Source organism: Sphingomonas sp. HF-S4, assembly GCF_032911445.1.
Taxonomy (GTDB): Bacteria; Pseudomonadota; Alphaproteobacteria; order Sphingomonadales; family Sphingomonadaceae; genus Sphingomonas; species Sphingomonas agrestis.
In genome coordinates, this window is sequence record NZ_JAWJEJ010000001.1 from 1,846,645 (window position 1) to 1,862,516 (window position 15,872).

Sequence of the window (15,872 nt, forward strand, 5' to 3'; positions counted from 1 at the left end):
CGGTCAGGCGGGGTCGGGTGCCACGAAAGCGGCCATCGGATCATTGCGCGCCAGATGCGCAATTTCGCCGAGCAACCAGTCGCGAAAGGCGCGGATCTTGGGGAGGTTGCGCTTGGCCTCGGGATACATCAGCCAGAAGCTGTTTCGATACATGGCATAGTGTGGAAGCGGCTGGACGAGCAGTCCGGCATCGATCGCCGGCTGCCACATCGGTGGGCTGAGGATCGCCAGCCCGTGCCCGGCGATCGCAGCATTACCGTCGAGCACCTGCGAGTCGAAGCGGATCCCAGACGCCTGGCCGCGATCGACTCCATCGCCCAGCGCCACGCCGAACCACAGATCCCACCAATCGTCCTCCGGCGAGATACGCGGCAGGCGCAGCAGATCGGCGGGCGCCTCGACGTGCGTATGCTGGGCCAGGAATGCAGGGCTGGCGAGCGGGGTCACCGTCATTCGCATCAGGAAATGCGCGCAAAGCCCGGGCGTCGCTCCGCTCGCGCCGCGCAGCGCAAGATCGGCGTCGCCACCGGCCAGATCGACCAGTTCGTCACTGACCAACAGCCGCACCGCGAGCTCGGGCCGCAGCAGCTGGAACGCCCCCAGCCGTGCCGCCAGCCAGTTGGTGGCGAGGGTACGTGGCGCGGCGATGGTCAGCACGCTCTCGGATTCGGTCCGCACCGAGGCGAAGGCATCGCCCATCGCGTCGAACGCCCCGGTGACCTGTGGCGCGATGCGCCGGCCGAGGTCGCTCAACACCACGGCGCGCCCCTGCCGCGCGAACAGCGCCGCGCCCAGCCGCTCCTCGAGCAGCTTGATCTGATAGCTCACCGCCGCCTGGGTCATTCCCAGTTCCTCGGCGGCGCGGGTGAAATTGCCGTGGCGTGCGGCTGCCTCGAACACGCGGACAGCGGCGAGCGGGGGGATCTGGCGCATGCGAACCAATAAGCTGTACTTATTTATCAAGTCCAACGATTTGTTGGCGCGCCGCCGCTGTCGGGCGCACATGGCAGGGGCTGCCGCAGAGGGCAGGCTCGAAGGAAACGACCATGCTGATCATCCTCTCCGCACTCGCCGCGCTCGCCACCCCCGCCCCTCAGGCAGTGGGACCGCAGCGTCCGCCATCGCTGCAGGTTCGCCATGCCGATCTCGATCTCTCGCGCCCGGAAGGTCGGGCAACCCTCGATCGTCGCATCTCCCGTGCTGTGAAGAAATTGTGCGCGGATGAAGTGACGGGCCGGCACATCAAGTCGCTGACCGGCTTGCGCTGCCGTTCCGAATCGCTCGCTCGAACCGCGCCCCTGCGCAACCGCGCCGTCGCTGCGGCAACCCTTTCGGCCCGCTTCGCGACGGCGGACCGGACCGGCTTTTCGAAACCCGCCGGCTCCCGATAGCCTCGCTCGGCGGCAACCTGCGAGCGGCCTTGCCGCTCGCCCTTTTCCCACAAGCCTAACTGATGGAACCCGTTTCTCGAAAAAGGAGAAGGCACCATGTCCAAGGATTATGAAAGCTCCGTCTGGGCCCAACACCATGCCGATCTGAGCGGCGGGATCGCTCACTTCTTTGGCGATATTCTCCAAGCATTCGAATGCCTTGTCGCGATCGAGTTCGACGCCCCCTGGGAACGGCACGGGAGCTAGCACGCAATCCCAGAACAGGCATTGCCACATTCTTGCCCAAATTGTGGCAAGAATGTGGCTTGACGCTTTCCCACGCATGTGATGGCATATCATCCTCATTGCAGGAGAATGCCCATGCGTGCCTTCACTCCCCAGCATCTCGTCGCCGTTGCCGCCGCGGCATCGCTTGCCGCCTGTTCCGCCAATGACGGCAATTCGGGGCGAACCGAGCAGTCCGATGTTCCCACCGCGGCCGAGTCGGTCGTCACCGAAGTTCCGGCCCAGCAAGCGCGGGTGGCGCAGAAGCCGGGGGCAGAGACGCCGCCTAAGCTCCCCGTCTCGCTCCCCAAGCTCACTTATGCCTATGCCCTTTCCTACCTCCTCCCCGGCGACAAGATCGCCGCCGCACAGGACGCGCATCGCGACCTGTGCGAGGAGATGGGACCAGCGCGCTGCCAGTTGCTCGGGCTCGAACGCGGCGTCGGCGAGGAACAGGCGAGCAACGCCAAGCTCAAGCTTCGCGTCGCCACTGCCGAGGCTCGCCGCTTTCAGGTGCTGCTAGATCACGAAGTGACCGAGGCCGGCGGCCGTCCCGAGAATGCCAACATCGCCACCGACGAGGTTTCCAAGCAGATCGTCGACACCGAAGCGCGCATCCGCCAGCGCGAATTGCTCGTCGCGCGGCTTACCGAACTGCTCCGGAAGCGAACCGGCCGGACCGCCGACCTGCTCGACACCGAGCGCAGCGTCGCGCAGGCGCAGGAGGAACTCGATCAGGCGCGCGGCTGGCTGGGTGAGCTCAAGGGCCGTGTCGCCATGTCCGAGTTCGAGATCCGCTATGCCGCGATCGTCCCCACTGCCTCGGCGCAGAACCTCGGCACCTATCTCGGCGAGGCGGCACAGGGCTCGGGCGCGGTGTTCACCGTCGGCCTGCGCTTCTTCCTGTCGCTGGCGATCTACCTGCTACCCTGGCTCACCCTCGCCGCGCTGCCGGTGCTGGCATACCGCACACTGCGCCGCCGCCGGGTGGCGGCCAGCGAGGCGTAATCCGGCATCATAGCCCTCTCCCCATCGGGGAGAGGGTTGGGAGAGGGGCATAACGTGCGCGTCCTCCCCAATCGATCGGCATCAAGCCGCACTGCCCCTCTCCCCCCGCCCTCTCCCCGATGGGGAGAGGGAGACGCCCTCCCCTTTCTAGACATCAGCAATTCTTCACCCAGTTGCCTTGCTGAAGATTGTGATGTTGTATCGTTACATAATGAAGGAGAGGATGGCATGCGCAGGCGGTTCATCATGGTCCTGTCAGGCGGCGCTGCCGCGCTGGTCGTACTCAGCGCGTGCCTGATGCTGATCCAGACCAGCCGATCCGGCCGCGAGATGCAGGCTCCGCCGCTCGAACTGTCATCGATGGCCGTGGAGGAACCGCCGGCAATGGCGGCCCCGCCCCCGTCCGCGTCCCGAAACGTCCCGGCTTCCCCGAGCATGGCCTTGATCCCCGCCCCGCCCCGCGAAAGCGGCGCCGCTTCCGAGATCGCTCCCGCCGATCCGATCGCGGTCAGCGTGCCCCAGCTCGCTTACGCCTATCGCCTGGGCTTCCGCCTCGCCGGCCCGCGAATCGCCGACGCGCAGCAGGCGCATCTCGCGCTCTGCCGGGACGCGGGGCCCGCACGTTGTCAGCTCATCGCGATGCGCAACGGCAATTCGGACGAAGGCTATGCCAACGCCAACCTCCAGCTCCGTGTCGCGAGCAGCATCGCGCAGCGCTTCCGCGACGATCTGGCTAGGACAATCGCTGCGGCGGGCGGCCGCGCAGTCGAGACCACGATCACAGCCGACGATGTTTCGAAGGACATGGTCGATACCGAGGCACGAATCCGCCAGCGCGAGATCCTCGTCGCCCGGCTGACCGGGATGCTGCGCAACCGCCAGGGCCGCGTCGCCGAGCTGGTCGAGGCCGAGCGCAGCGTCGCCGCGGCGCAGGAAGAGCTCGACCAGGCCAAGGGCTGGCTCGGCCAGTTGCGTACCCGCGTCGCGATGTCGCAGTTCACGATCACCTACACGCCCGCCACCGCGATCGAGCCGACGCCGCGCGAACCCTCGGGCCGGCTCGGCGACGCGGTGGTCGCATCCGCGGCGGCGGTTTATGCCGTTGGCCGCAACCTGCTGATCGTACTGATCTTCCTTACTCCCTGGGCGCTGATCTTCGGCGCCGGCGTCCTGCTCGTTCGGCGCTGGTACAGCCGGAGGCCGCCCCCACCCGCCGAAGCGTGATTGCACCGCAACACGCCGTGCTTTATAGGCCCGGACCTTCCACGGCCCCGGCAGCCGTGCGGTCCTTTGCCGCACCGCCGGGGCCACGCTTTTCATGGGGTACAAGCCGACATGGCACGCCGCCGTCAGATCTACGAAGGCAAGGCAAAGATCCTCTACGAGGGTCCGGAGCCGGGTACGCTGATCCAGTATTTCAAGGACGACGCGACGGCGTTCAATGCCCAGAAAAAGGGCACGATCAGCGGCAAGGGCGTGCTCAACAACCGCATCTCCGAGCATGTCTTCACGCTGCTCGCCGGGATCGGCATCCCCACGCACTTCATCCGCCGGCTCAACATGCGCGAGCAGTTGATCCGCCAGGTAGAGATCGTCCCGATCGAAGTCGTGGTGCGCAACGTCGTCGCCGGCAGCCTCGCCAAGCGCCTCGGCATCGAGGAGGGCACCCCCCTCCCCCGCACGATCGTCGAATATTACTATAAGGACGACGCGCTCGGCGACCCGATGGTCACCGACGAGCATATCCTCGCCTTCGGCTGGGCCGCGCAGGAAGAGCTGCACGACATGGCCGACATGGCGATCCGCGTGAACGACTTCCTTTCGGGACTGTTCGCCGGGATCGGCATCCGCCTGGTCGACTTCAAGCTCGAGTTCGGCCGCATCTGGGACAATGACTACGCCCGGATCATCCTCGCCGACGAGATCAGTCCCGATGGCTGCCGCCTGTGGGACATCGCCTCGGGCGAGAAGCTCGACAAGGACCGCTTCCGCCGCGATCTTGGCGGGGAAGTTGAAGCCTATCAGGAAGTCGCCCGCCGCCTTGGCCTGCTCCCCGAAGGCGACGCCGATTCCGCGGTGCTCGACCTCGAAAGCCACCGCAAGCGCCGCGGCAAGTAAGCAGGGCCGGCTACGGCACATAAGGGGCGCGGAGGGCATCTTCCGCGCCCCTTTTCCGTATCCGCGCGGCTATTTCCGATTGCGAGACTCGGTCCACCCGGCCATAGGGCTGCCCTCATGAAACTCCGCATCATCGTCAGCCTGAAGAACGGCGTGCTCGACCCCCAGGGCAAGGCCATCCAGCACGCGCTCGCAGGCCTTGGCTTCGAAGGCGTCGACGACGTCCGCGCCGGCAAGATCTTCGAGCTCGACGTCGCCGACGACGCGAGCGACGAAGCGATCGACGAGATGTGCCGCAAGCTGCTCGCCAACACCGTGATCGAGAACTACCGGGTCGAAAAGCAATGAAGACCGCGGTCATCGTCTTCCCCGGCTCTAATTGCGACCGCGACATCGCGACCGCGCTCGAGGACGTGACCGGCACCGCCCCGGCGATGGTCTGGCACGGCGAGAGCGAACTGCCTTCGGGCATTGGCCTGATCGCGCTACCGGGCGGCTTCTCTTATGGCGATTACCTGCGCTGCGGCGCGATCGCGGCACGTTCGCCGGTGGTCCGCGCGGTGGTCGAGGCGGCCGAGCGCGGCGTCCCGGTAATCGGCATCTGCAACGGCTTCCAGGTGCTCACCGAGACCGGGCTGCTCCCCGGCGCACTGATGCGCAATTCGGGATTGAATTTCGTCTGCCGCAACGTCGCGCTCACCGTCGACAACAGCCAGTCGATCTTCACCAGCGGCTATCAGGCCGGCGAGACGATCACCGTCCCCGTCGCGCATCATGACGGCAATTACTTCGCCGATGCCGCGACGCTCGACGCGCTCGAAGGCGAAGGCCGCATCGCCTTCCGCTATGCCGAGGACGTCAACGGCTCGGCGCGCAATATCGCCGGTGTGCTCAACAAGGCCGGCAACGTGCTCGGCATGATGCCCCACCCCGAGCGCCGCATCGAAGCCGCGCATGGCGGCACCGAGGGCCGCCGCCTGTTCGAGGGACTGCTCGAAGCCGTCGCCTGATTTCGGCCTGCCGGGCGTTTGGCGCGCTTGGTCTTCCAGGTACTAGAATACACCTCACAAGCGTCGCGCATTTGTGCGAGGGTGCCGCTTACATCAAGGGGAGCCGATCATGAACGACGCGAGCACCGCATGGCCCGCCTTGCCCTATCCCGATTGGGCGGAAACATGCGCCGCGCTCCATCGCTGGACGCAGATCGTCGGCAAATACCGGCTGGCGCACACGCCCTGGGTTAATCACTCTTGGCACGCCACGCTCTACATCACGCCGCGCGGCCTGACGACTGGGCCGATCTCGGACGGCCCCCTCCCCATTACCCTGAGCTTCGATCTCCGCGCGCACGCGCTGATCGGCGAGACACCCCACCAACGCGAGCAGTTCGCGCTGGAAGCGATGTCCACTGCCGACTTCCTGGAAAGGACTACCGCGCTCGTCGATCGGCTCGGCGGCCGCATGGACATCCACGGCACGCCGAACGAAATTCCCGATGCGAGGCCCTTCGCCGAGGACCGCGCGCCGCGCCCCTATGACCGCGAGGCGGTTGAGCGGTTCCACACTGCGCTCACGCATATCGAGCGCGTCTTTCAGCAGTTCCGTACCGGTTTCCTCGGCAAGGTCTCGCCCGTGCATTTGTTCTGGGGCTCGTTCGACGTCGCCGTCACGCGCTTCTCGGGCCGCGGCGCGCCGCCGCATCCGGGCGGCGTGCCCGGCCTCCCCGACGACGTGACGCGAGAGGCCTATAGCCACGAGGTTTCCTCCGCCGGATTCTGGCCCGGCGGCGGCGGTGTCGACGAGCCGATGTTCTATTCCTACGCCTATCCCACGCCTCAAGGCTTTTCCGAGCGGTCCGCCGCCCCCGCCGCTGCCCGCTTCGACTCCAGGCTCGGCGAGTTCCTGCTATCCTATGAGGCAGTACGGACCAGCGCCGACCCCGAAGGCGAACTGATGCGCTTCCTCCAGTCGACGTACGAAGCGGCGGCGGACCTGGCCGGATGGGATCGCGCCGCGCTCGAATGCGCCACCGGCATCCCTCGCAAGCCGCGCGCGGTGTCGGCGGGCTAGGTACCCGCCCCGGCTAGAGGTGCGCCTCCAGCCACGCCTTGATGTCCCCCATCACTTCCTCCTTGCCGATATCGGCAAGCAGGTCGTGATAATGATCCTGGTAGAGCTTGAGCGTCTTGTCCGCCGATCCGGCGGTCTCATGGAAGAACACGCTGCCCTCGCACACCGTCGCCTTGTCCGCAGTGCCGTGCAGGATGAGTATCGGCAGCGTAATCGTTGGGAATTCCGCCCGTAGCCGCTCGTCGGCACGCACCAGCGCCGCCACCGTCGCCGCGGGCTGGGTCTCGTCCTTGATATACGGATCGGCATTGAGTGCGGCGACCGCGGCCGGATCGCGCGAAAAGTCCTCGTTCTTGAGCTTGAGCACCGCAAGCCGGGGAGCGATGTGGCTCAACCCCTTGATCGCAGCGAGCGCGAAGCCGGGCGCCGGCACCTGGAACGCGAAGCTCTCGCAGATGAACCCGTCGATCTCGGCCTGGTGGTCGAGCACATAGCTCGCCGAGGTCACCCCGCCTGCGCTGTGCCCGAGCAGGAAAACCTTCAATCCGGGGAACCGCGCCTTGGCAATCCCGATCGTCCCGGCGACGTCGGCGACATACTCGGCGATGTCCTCGACATAGAAGCGTTCGCCCTGCGAACGCCCCCGCCCACGCAGGTCGAGCGCGAGCACGGCATAGCCGGCATCGACGAACTGCTCGGCCGCCCAGAGATACTGTCCACCATGCGAGTTGACGCCGTGGCAAATGACCACCACCGCGCGGGGCTCACCCCCAGGCTGCCAAGTCCGGTAGAAAATCTTCACCCCGCCCGCACTCGCGAATGTCGCTTCCTCGGCAGCCATGCAGTCCTCCCGTCAATGACAGCGACAGACTGTTCCGAAACTGCAAGGACATGCAAGTGCGCAGATTGCACAGCGCCGCAGCGCATCAGACCCGCGTGGCGAAGGGCGTGAAATTCGTGCCCTCGTCATAGACGTCGACGCCCTCGCGCCGCTTGAGGAAGCCGACCACCGCATAGGTCACCGGCGTCAGCAACACTTCCCAACCGACCTTGAGCGCCCATTGCGTGAACAGCACCTGCACCACCAGCTCGGTGGTCCAGCCCTCGGCGCCCCAGAAAGCGAGCGGGTAGAAGATCAGGCTGTCGATCGCCTGCCCCGCGAAGGTCGATCCGATCGTGCGGGCCCACAGCATCCGTCCCCGGGTCCACAGCTTCATCTTGGCGAGAACATAGGAATTGACCAGCTCGCCCGCCCAGAAGGCACAGACCGAGGCGAGCACGATCCGCGGCACCTGTCCGAAGATCGTCTCGTACGCCGCCTGGTTGCCCCAGCTTGGCGCCGGCGGCAGCGCGACGACAACCCACGACATCAGCGCCATGAACAGCACCGCGCCGGTCCCCGCCCAGATGACGCGGCGCGCGCGCGCATACCCATAGACCTCGGTCAGCACGTCGCCGATCACATAGGAAAGCGGGAAGAACAGGATTCCCGCGCCGAACGGCCAATAGCCCAGGCCGGGCAGCCAGACCTGCGCGACCTTGCCCGCACCGAGCACGTTGGAGAGCAGCAGGATCGCGACGAACGCTGCCATGACGAAGTCGTAATAGCGGAAATGCCCGCCTGCCACGGCATGCGCGGCGACCTGTGCCGGTCGTTCAGCCCCCTCGCTCATGAACGATGTATGATGCCGGTTTCGCCGCCGCGCAATCCGTGGCAGAGGCATGCCGCGCGCGCCCGTAGCTCAGCTGGATAGAGCACATGCCTTCTAAGCCTGTGGTCGTTGGTTCGAATCCAACCGGGCGCGCCAGTTACTTCCCGTCCTTGCGGCCTCCGCGCCAATAGAGCAGCCCCGCGACGATCGCGGCAGAGCCGATGCCGACCGCGGCGCCGATGCCGAGCTGGCGGGCGTTGGGGCCGTTGCCACGGCGCTGCTTGGCGGCCGCCATCTCGCGGACAATCGCGACCGTCTCATTGTCCTCGACATGATCGTGGGGCGGTTCCTCGACCGGATAGGGGGACTGGTTCTCGGCGGGGATAGGCGGCTTCTTGCTCATGGTCTTCCTTCTGATGCGCCATGCTTCAACGAGCCGCTAATGCGGCGGTTGCGTGGTCGGTTGCAAGCCGCACGCTACGTCGAGCAGGATGCCGCAGTCGCCGAATATGCGCCTCGTCGACAGCCGGCACCGGCTCATCGTCGTCCTGGCAACCTAGATCAGCCGTGCCCGTTCGGCGGCCGGGGCAACGAGGAGTTGCAAAAATGCGAAACATGAAACTGATGCTGCAGGGCGCGGGTATCGCCGCGCTGTTGATGGCGACGCCGTCGCTCGCGCAGAGCCGGATCGACCGGGCGCGCACCGCCGTCGCAGAAGCCACCGCCAAGGTCGAGGCGGCGGAGAAAGCCGGCGCGACGACCCATGCCTCCGAGGCGATGGGACGCGCCCAGGAATCGCTGCGCGTCGCCCGCGATCAACTCGCCCGCGACCATCGCGATTCGACGATCCAGGAAGCCCGCCGCGCCTCGAGCCTTGCCGATCAGGCGCTAGAGGAAGCCGAAGTGCACAAGAGCCAGGCAGTTTCGGCCGAGCGGGACGCGCGGCTGAACGCCGAGGCCGTCGCCAATGCCGAGGCCAGCGAGCGCGTCGCTGCGCAGGAGGCCGCGGCTTCGGCCGAGGCGCGCGCTGCCCAGGCGCAGCAGGCCGCTGCTAATTCGGCTGCCGCCGCCGAAGCGGCGGCCGCCCGCGCCGCCGCTGCGCAGCAGCAGGCGAGTACGGTCACCACGGTCGAGCAGACCACCGCCCCGGCGCGGACCTATTCGAGCGCGCGCAAGAAGACCACGGTCCGCAAGACCACCCGCAAGGCTTCGCCTGCGCCGACCGCGACGACCACCACCACGACGACGGTCGAGACGGGTCCGAACTGAGCCTAACGCGCGCCGCGGCGCCCCGGCCCTGCCGGGGCGTCGTCGCTCATCGTGAGCACGTCATAGGCTTCGCCGCCCAGATTGCGCGTTTCCGCGACCAGCAGCGGTGCCGTTGGGTTGTAACTGGTGGTCACCGTGCGCAGGCTGCGGGTGTCCGCGATGAGCAACGGCTCGACAGGCGCAGCGAACGGCGCGTCCGAGATGTCATCGACGATCCGCACCGTGCCGCCCTTGGCGGTCAGGTCATAAAGCTGACGGGCGAATTCGCGCGGCAGGCGAATGCACCCATGCGACGCGGGATAGCCCGGCAGCGGGCCGGCATGGAGCGCGATCCCGCCCCAGGTGAGCCGCTGCATATGCGGCATCGGCGCATTGCTGTAGAGATTGGAGCGGTGGAACACCTTCTTCTCGAGGATGGTGAATTCGCCGAGCGGCGTTTCATAACCCGGCGCGCCGGTCGACACCGTCGTGATGCCGACCAGCCGATCGCCGCGATAGACCAGCGCCTGTTGCTGCCGGATCGCGATGACGAGGCGTACCGGCGCCGCCGCACTCGTGCCGGCCTTGACCAGTTCGGGGGTCTCGAACCAATGCGACTGGCCGGGCTTGAGACTGCGGATCGCCGAGTGATCGGCCGCAACCAGCGGCTGCGCCGTCGCCGGCGAAGCGCATCCGAACGCCACTCCCACGATCACAAGCGCCATGCGCGCGCCAAGGTTCATGACCGATATTCCTTTTGTCGCGGGATGCCCGCCCCACCTTCTTAAAGGTTTGTTAACCTAATTCGGCGCCGCGCGCGAATCGCTTCAACCCGTGCGACTTTGTTCCGTCGCGGGCGCTCGACTCGATGAAATGGGCAGCGATTGCGGTGAGTTGCCGGCAACGGGCCGGACGTTACCCCATATGAAAGATAAGCTCTGGTACAACGACAGAGCACAACGGGTAGCGGGTGGCTTAGTGACGCAAATTCTCGATTCGGTGCAGACGCGCCGCACGCTGATGCGGTCGGCGCTTGTGATGGCCAGCGGTGCCGTGGTCTCGGCCTGCGCGACCAGGACCTTGAACCTGGCAGCCGCACCGGCTCCGATCGTTCCGGTTCCACAGCCTTCGCCGATCCCCGCAGCGCCCCAGGTCGTCAAGTCGACGCGCACCGCGCCTGGCAATATTCGCCCGGAATTGTTCAAGCGTGCCATCGCGGCGCTCGACCGGCATTCGGTACGCATCGCCTCGCACGATCGCATCGCGATCGCCGATTTCGCCACGCCCTCGCATCGCCCGCGCTTCCACATCGTGAGCCTGGGCAGCGGCGAAGTGCAGAGCTACCTCGTCGCGCACGGCATCGGATCGGATCCCGAGCATACCGGGCTGCTTCACAGCTTCTCGAACGCCGTCAATTCGGAAGCCACCAGCGAGGGCGCATTCCTGACCTCAGATTATTATGTCGGCAAGCATGGCGATTCGCAGCGCCTGCTTGGGCTCGATCCGACCAACAACAATGCGTTCGATCGGGCGATCGTCGTGCACTCGGCCTGGTATTCGAATGCCGACATGATCGCCAAGCACGGCAAGCTCGGCCGCAGCCAGGGCTGCTTCGCGGTCGGCGAGCGCGAACTCGCCAAGGTGTTCGAGCGGCTCGGCCCGGGCCGGATGATCTACTCCGCCAAGGTCTGATCCTTCCCCACCCGCGTTATCATCCCACGCCCTCGGCCATGCGCCGGGGGCGTTTTGCTACGCGGTACAGAGAGCGCAGTGCGACGTTCGCCCGACAAAGCAAAACCGCCCCCGCCGCGGCCGAGGCCGGGCGGAGGCGGTTCCGATAGCAAGGCTCCGTTTTTAGAACGACGCCCAGTCGCTCGTGGCGGTTTCGGCCATCGCCGTCACCGGGAGTGCCTTGACCGGCGAGACATAGGCCTTGCCCTTCGCCGAACTCGCCGTCGGGCGTGTGCGCGGCGCTGCCGGCTCGCCGCCGACATTGAACTTCGATGCCTGCTCGCTCAGCACCGAGATTTCGACATTGAGGTTGCGCGAGGCAGCCGAGGTTTCCTCGACCATCGCGGCATTCTGCTGGGTCGACTGGTCCATCGTCCCGATCGCGACGCTGATCTGGGTGATCGCGGTCGACTGGGCCTGGTTGTCGGTCGCCATCTGGCCGAGCAGGGTGTGAACTTCGCTGACATCGCCCGCGATGTTGGCGAGTGCGCCATCGACCTTCTGGACCATCTCCACCGCAGCGACGACTTCGTTCTGCGTCGCGGTGAGCTGGTCGCGCGCGCGACCGGCTTCTTCCTCCGCGCGCATCGCCAGCGCCGAGACGAGATCGGCGACGACCGCGAAGCCACGGCCCGCCTCGCCGGCGCGGCCGGCTTCGACCGCGGCGTTCATCGCGAGGACTCGCGTCTGGAAGGCGATCTTGTCGAGGCCTTCGATGACGCTGTCGATGCCCTTGGCCGAATCCGCCACGCGAGTCATCGCCTGGACCGCGTCGTCGGTGATAGCGCGGCCTTCGGATACGGTGCCGATCGCGCCGTCCGCACGGCCGACGGTGCGGGTGGCGGCTTCGGCGGTCGCCTTGAGGCGGCCGTCCATCTGCGCCACCGCGGCCGAGGTCTCTTCGAGGCTCGCGGCATTGGCTTCGGTGCGACGCGCCAGTTCCTCGGAGGCCTGGGCGATCTCGCCCGATCCGGTACGGATCGACACCGTCGCTTCGGTCACTGCGCCGATCAGCGTACGCAGGCTGCCCAGCGCGTCGTTGAAGTTGGTCTTGAGCTGTGCATAGCCGGCCGGGAAGTCGGCAGTGATCACCGCAGTGAGATCGCCATTGGTCAGCGCATCGAGCCCGTCGCGCAGCGACGACGTCACGACCTGCTGCTCGGCGGCGGCACGCGCGTCGGCCTCGGCACGGTTGACGGCGGCAATACGGAACATCTCGACCGACTGGGCGACTTCGCCCAGTTCGTCGCTGCGCGAGCGATGCGGCACGACTGCATCGCCACCCTCGGCAAGCGTCTTGGTCGCAGTCGACAGCTCGGCCATAGGCGTCGAGACGGTGCGGGTGATCAGGCGCCAGATGCCGAACAGCGCGCTCAGGCCGAAGGCCGAAAGCAGGATGACGAAGAAGAAGGCGCGCGACGCATAGTCCTGGCCCTTCTCGTTATTGTCGTGCGCGCGCTGCTTCTGCAGTGAGACCAGCCCCTCGGCAGCCTCGAGCGCCTTGGTGGAGACGTTGCGGCCCTCCCCCTTGACCAGCGGCAGCGCCGCGGCGACGCCCTGGCGGTGCTTGGTCTCGAAGATGCGCGCATTGACCTCGTCGAGCTTCGCGACCTGGGCCTTCAGTGCTTCGACCTGCGGCGTGAACTCGCCCGCAAGCGGCTCATAGTCCTTGATCGCAGTGGCCAGCGTCCCCTTGTTCTTCTCGAGCCTCGCATCATAGCCCGCCTCTTCCTCGGCGGAGCTTGCGTTCATCTGAGACCAAATGATGATGCGATGCTCGCGCAGCGCCGACATCAGGCGCCCCAGCGCCTCGGTTCCTGCGATGCCGCGCTCGACGTGCCGGGTGGCGATCGCTCCCATCTCGGACATGGCGAGCATCCCCGCGCCGGCAACACTCGAAAGGACAAGGCCAATGATCGCGAAGGAGACGAGCATCTTCGTCGACAGGCGCCAGCTGTTGAACGTTTGTATCACGGAAATCGCATCCTGAGATTATGTGTGAACATCGGCGAGCGCGAACGCCCGTCAGACACTTTATAGGTTAACCATAGTGATCTAGTTGCAATGCCGCGTACTTTTAGAGTCAAATCAAATATGTCTGGTGTGTTTCACTATAGGCAGACTCCACATCTTCTCGGCTCAACTGCACAAGACCATCAACCGGCGCGTGATTTGATCTTTGTTGACGAAGAGCAGTCTGTCGCGGCGCCGTGCGCCAAATTCGCAGCGACCCGCCGGCACCACGCCGGGTTGGCATCCGCCCCCGCAGCAGACTAGGACTCCTTGCATGACCGAAACGCTGCCGGAGGCGCTGTGATGGCGAAGTCCCATCCCTTCTTTGCACTGCATCGCCAGGGGATGATCCGCGCGGGCGTCTGCACGCCTTTGGTCACCGTCGCCGATCCCGCGGCGAACGCGGCATCTGCGATCCAACTCGCGCAGCAGGGCGACGCCGCGGGTGCCGACCTGCTCGTCTTCCCCGAGCTCAACGTCACCAGCTATGCGATCGACGACCTGCACCTGCAGGACGCGATCCTCGACGCGACCGAAGCCGGCATCGCCGCGATCGTCGCGGCGAGCGCCAAGCTCAAGCCGGTGCTGCTCGTCGGCGCCGCGCTGCGCCGCAACGGGCGGCTGTACAATTGCGCGGTGGCGATCGCGCGCGGGCGCGTCCTCGGCGTGGTGCCCAAGCTTTATCTGCCCAATTACCGCGAATATTACGAGAAGCGCTGGTTTGCCTCGGGGCTTGGCCTGACGGGGCTCGACATCACCCTCGCTGGGCAGACCGTGCCGTTCGGCGCCGACCTGGTCTTCGCCGCGAGCGACCTCGACGACTTCGTCTTCCATATCGAGATCTGCGAGGACTATTGGGCGCCCACCCCGCCCTCGACCGAAGGCGCGCTCGCCGGCGCGCTGGTGCTGTGCAACCTCTCGGCCTCGAACATCGTCGTCGGCAAGGGCCGCGAGCGCGAGCTGCTCTGCGCGGCACAGTCGGCACGCACGCTCTCGGCCTATCTCTATTCGGCGTCGGGGCCTGGCGAGAGCACCACCGACCTCGCCTGGGATGGCCAGGGGCTGATCTACGAACAGGGCGAACTGCTAGCCCGCTCGGAACGCTTCGAGCTGACGACCGAGATCGTCTATGCCGATTTGGACCTCGAGCGGCTGCGGCTCGAGCGGCTGCGCAACGGCACCTTCAACGACGCAGCGCGCCACGCCGGCCATCCCGAGACGCGCTTCCGCCGCATCGGTTTCGAGCACCAGCCCGACTTCGCCGACCGCGGGCTGATCCGCCCGCTGCGCCGCTTCCCCTTCGTCCCCAACACGCCCTCGCGGCTCGAGGAGGATTGCTACGAGGCGTTCAACATCCAAGTGGAGGGGCTGCGGAAACGTCTCGACGCCACCGGCAGCAAGCATCTCGTCATCGGGGTGTCGGGCGGGCTCGACTCGACGCATGCGCTGATCGTCGCATGCAAGGCGATGGACCGGCTCGGCCGTCCCCGCGCCGACATTCTCGGATTCACCATGCCCGGTTTCGCCACCGGCGAGGCGACCAAGGCCAATGCCTGGGCACTGATGCGCGCGTTGGGCGTAACCGGCGACGAGATCGATATCCGCCCGGCCGCTCGCCAGATGCTGGGCGACCTCGGCCACCCCTTCGCCGAGGGAGAGCCGGTCTATGACGTGACCTTCGAGAACGTCCAGGCGGGCCTGCGCACCGACTATCTGTTCCGCCTCGCCAACCAGCGCGAGGGGTTCGTGCTCGGCACTGGTGACTTGTCGGAACTCGCTCTGGGCTGGTGCACCTATGGGGTGGGCGACCAGATGAGCCATTACGGCATCAATGCCGGCGTGCCCAAGACGCTGATCCAGTATCTCATCCGCTGGACTGTCCAGACCGACCAGTTCACCGGGGATGCCGCGGCGACGCTAAGCGCGATCCTGGATACCGAGATCTCGCCGGAACTCGTCCCCGCCGATGCCGAGGGCAGGATGCAGAGCACCCAGGACCGCATCGGGCCCTATGAACTCAACGACTTCTTCCTGCATTACGTGGTCCGGCATGGCCTGCGGCCGTCGAAGATCGCCTTCCTCGCCTGGCACGCCTGGCGCGACTGCGAAGCGGGGCGCTGGCCGATCGACTTCCCGGAAGCCGGCCGCAACGCCTACGACCTCGAGACCATCGCCTTGTGGCTCGAGCGTTTCCTGTTCCGCTTCTTCCAGACGAGCCAGTTCAAGCGATCGGCGATGCCCAACGGGCCCAAGGTATCGGCCGGCGGCGCGCTCAGCCCGCGCGGCGACTGGCGCGCGCCTTCGGACAGCGTGGCGACGGCGTGGATCGCGGAATTGCGGAAAGCGCTGCCCTAGCGGGTACGACATCCAATTCCCC

At 66.4% G+C, this 15,872-nt stretch carries 17 protein-coding genes and 1 tRNA gene; 12 read left to right on the forward strand and 6 right to left on the reverse strand.

Features of this window, described 5'->3' with window-relative positions:
• Window positions 1–3 precede the first annotated feature (3 nt).
• A complete protein-coding gene (locus RZN05_RS08005; protein WP_317226088.1) occupies window positions 4–933 on the reverse strand; it encodes a LysR substrate-binding domain-containing protein in 930 nt (309 codons plus the stop codon).
• Window positions 934–1,046: 113 nt separating this feature from the next.
• On the opposite strand from RZN05_RS08005, the gene RZN05_RS08010 reads away from it, so the two are divergent.
• The 8 genes from RZN05_RS08010 to RZN05_RS08045 all read left to right on the forward strand — a co-directional run bounded on the left by RZN05_RS08010 (window position 1,047) and on the right by RZN05_RS08045 (window position 6,851).
• Window positions 1,047–1,391, forward strand: coding sequence for a UrcA family protein (locus RZN05_RS08010; protein ID WP_317226089.1), 345 nt, complete (start codon window positions 1,047–1,049; stop codon window positions 1,389–1,391).
• A 96-nt stretch (window positions 1,392–1,487) separates the two neighbouring features.
• A complete protein-coding gene (locus RZN05_RS08015; protein ID WP_317226090.1) occupies window positions 1,488–1,637 on the forward strand; it encodes a hypothetical protein in 150 nt (49 codons plus the stop codon).
• A gap of 114 nt (window positions 1,638–1,751) precedes the next feature.
• On the forward strand, window positions 1,752–2,663 hold the full coding sequence (locus tag RZN05_RS08020; protein WP_317226091.1) for a DUF4349 domain-containing protein: 912 nt from the start codon (window positions 1,752–1,754) through the stop codon (window positions 2,661–2,663).
• A gap of 228 nt (window positions 2,664–2,891) precedes the next feature.
• Window positions 2,892–3,887 carry a DUF4349 domain-containing protein gene (locus RZN05_RS08025; protein WP_317226093.1) on the forward strand — a complete coding sequence of 332 codons (996 nt, stop codon included), beginning with the start codon at window positions 2,892–2,894 and terminating at the stop codon, window positions 3,885–3,887.
• A gap of 111 nt (window positions 3,888–3,998) precedes the next feature.
• Entirely contained in the window at window positions 3,999–4,781 is a 783-nt protein-coding gene (gene purC, locus RZN05_RS08030) for a phosphoribosylaminoimidazolesuccinocarboxamide synthase (RefSeq protein WP_317226094.1), read from the forward strand.
• Window positions 4,782–4,898: 117 nt separating this feature from the next.
• Window positions 4,899–5,129 (forward strand): phosphoribosylformylglycinamidine synthase subunit PurS, encoded by a 231-nt coding sequence (gene purS / locus RZN05_RS08035; RefSeq protein ID WP_317226095.1) that lies wholly within the window; start codon window positions 4,899–4,901, stop codon window positions 5,127–5,129.
• Window positions 5,126–5,791, forward strand: a complete 666-nt coding sequence (gene purQ / locus RZN05_RS08040) for a phosphoribosylformylglycinamidine synthase subunit PurQ (protein ID WP_317226096.1) — start codon at window positions 5,126–5,128, stop codon at window positions 5,789–5,791. The genes purS and purQ overlap by 4 nt, the downstream gene beginning before the upstream one ends.
• A gap of 109 nt (window positions 5,792–5,900) precedes the next feature.
• The gene (locus RZN05_RS08045; protein WP_317226097.1) at window positions 5,901–6,851 is read left to right on the forward strand and encodes a DUF5996 family protein; all 951 of its coding nucleotides are present in this window, start codon (window positions 5,901–5,903) and stop codon (window positions 6,849–6,851) included.
• A gap of 13 nt (window positions 6,852–6,864) precedes the next feature.
• Here RZN05_RS08045 and RZN05_RS08050 read toward each other — a convergent pair whose 3' ends face one another.
• Both RZN05_RS08050 and RZN05_RS08055 read right to left on the reverse strand, forming a co-directional pair.
• Complete coding sequence (locus RZN05_RS08050) at window positions 6,865–7,692, reverse strand: alpha/beta hydrolase (protein ID WP_317226098.1); 828 nt, start codon at window positions 7,690–7,692, stop codon at window positions 6,865–6,867.
• A gap of 85 nt (window positions 7,693–7,777) precedes the next feature.
• The gene (locus tag RZN05_RS08055) at window positions 7,778–8,524 is read right to left on the reverse strand and encodes a queuosine precursor transporter (RefSeq protein WP_317226099.1); all 747 of its coding nucleotides are present in this window, start codon (window positions 8,522–8,524) and stop codon (window positions 7,778–7,780) included.
• A gap of 58 nt (window positions 8,525–8,582) precedes the next feature.
• Here RZN05_RS08055 and RZN05_RS08060 point away from each other — a divergent pair.
• A tRNA-Arg gene (locus RZN05_RS08060) sits at window positions 8,583–8,659 on the forward strand.
• A 1-nt stretch (window position 8,660) separates the two neighbouring features.
• Here the strand turns inward: RZN05_RS08060 and RZN05_RS08065 are convergent.
• Window positions 8,661–8,906, reverse strand: a complete 246-nt coding sequence (locus tag RZN05_RS08065) for a hypothetical protein (RefSeq protein WP_317226100.1) — start codon at window positions 8,904–8,906, stop codon at window positions 8,661–8,663.
• Window positions 8,907–9,109: 203 nt separating this feature from the next.
• Between RZN05_RS08065 and RZN05_RS08070 the strand changes: the two genes are divergently transcribed.
• Window positions 9,110–9,772 carry a hypothetical protein gene (locus tag RZN05_RS08070; protein ID WP_317226101.1) on the forward strand — a complete coding sequence of 221 codons (663 nt, stop codon included), beginning with the start codon at window positions 9,110–9,112 and terminating at the stop codon, window positions 9,770–9,772.
• A gap of 2 nt (window positions 9,773–9,774) precedes the next feature.
• Here the strand turns inward: RZN05_RS08070 and RZN05_RS08075 are convergent, their stop codons facing one another.
• Window positions 9,775–10,494 carry a L,D-transpeptidase family protein gene (locus RZN05_RS08075; RefSeq protein WP_317226102.1) on the reverse strand — a complete coding sequence of 240 codons (720 nt, stop codon included), beginning with the start codon at window positions 10,492–10,494 and terminating at the stop codon, window positions 9,775–9,777.
• A gap of 277 nt (window positions 10,495–10,771) precedes the next feature.
• Here RZN05_RS08075 and RZN05_RS08080 point away from each other — a divergent pair, with 277 nt between their 5' ends.
• Window positions 10,772–11,443 carry a murein L,D-transpeptidase catalytic domain family protein gene (locus tag RZN05_RS08080; RefSeq protein ID WP_394804820.1) on the forward strand — a complete coding sequence of 224 codons (672 nt, stop codon included), beginning with the start codon at window positions 10,772–10,774 and terminating at the stop codon, window positions 11,441–11,443.
• Window positions 11,444–11,605: 162 nt separating this feature from the next.
• Here the strand turns inward: RZN05_RS08080 and RZN05_RS08085 are convergent, their stop codons facing one another.
• A complete protein-coding gene (locus tag RZN05_RS08085) occupies window positions 11,606–13,456 on the reverse strand; it encodes a HAMP domain-containing methyl-accepting chemotaxis protein (RefSeq protein WP_317226104.1) in 1,851 nt (616 codons plus the stop codon).
• Between the two features lie 342 nt (window positions 13,457–13,798).
• Between RZN05_RS08085 and RZN05_RS08090 the strand changes: the two genes are divergently transcribed.
• Complete coding sequence (locus tag RZN05_RS08090) at window positions 13,799–15,850, forward strand: NAD(+) synthase (RefSeq protein WP_317226105.1); 2,052 nt, start codon at window positions 13,799–13,801, stop codon at window positions 15,848–15,850.
• Window positions 15,851–15,872: the final 22 nt, after the last annotated feature.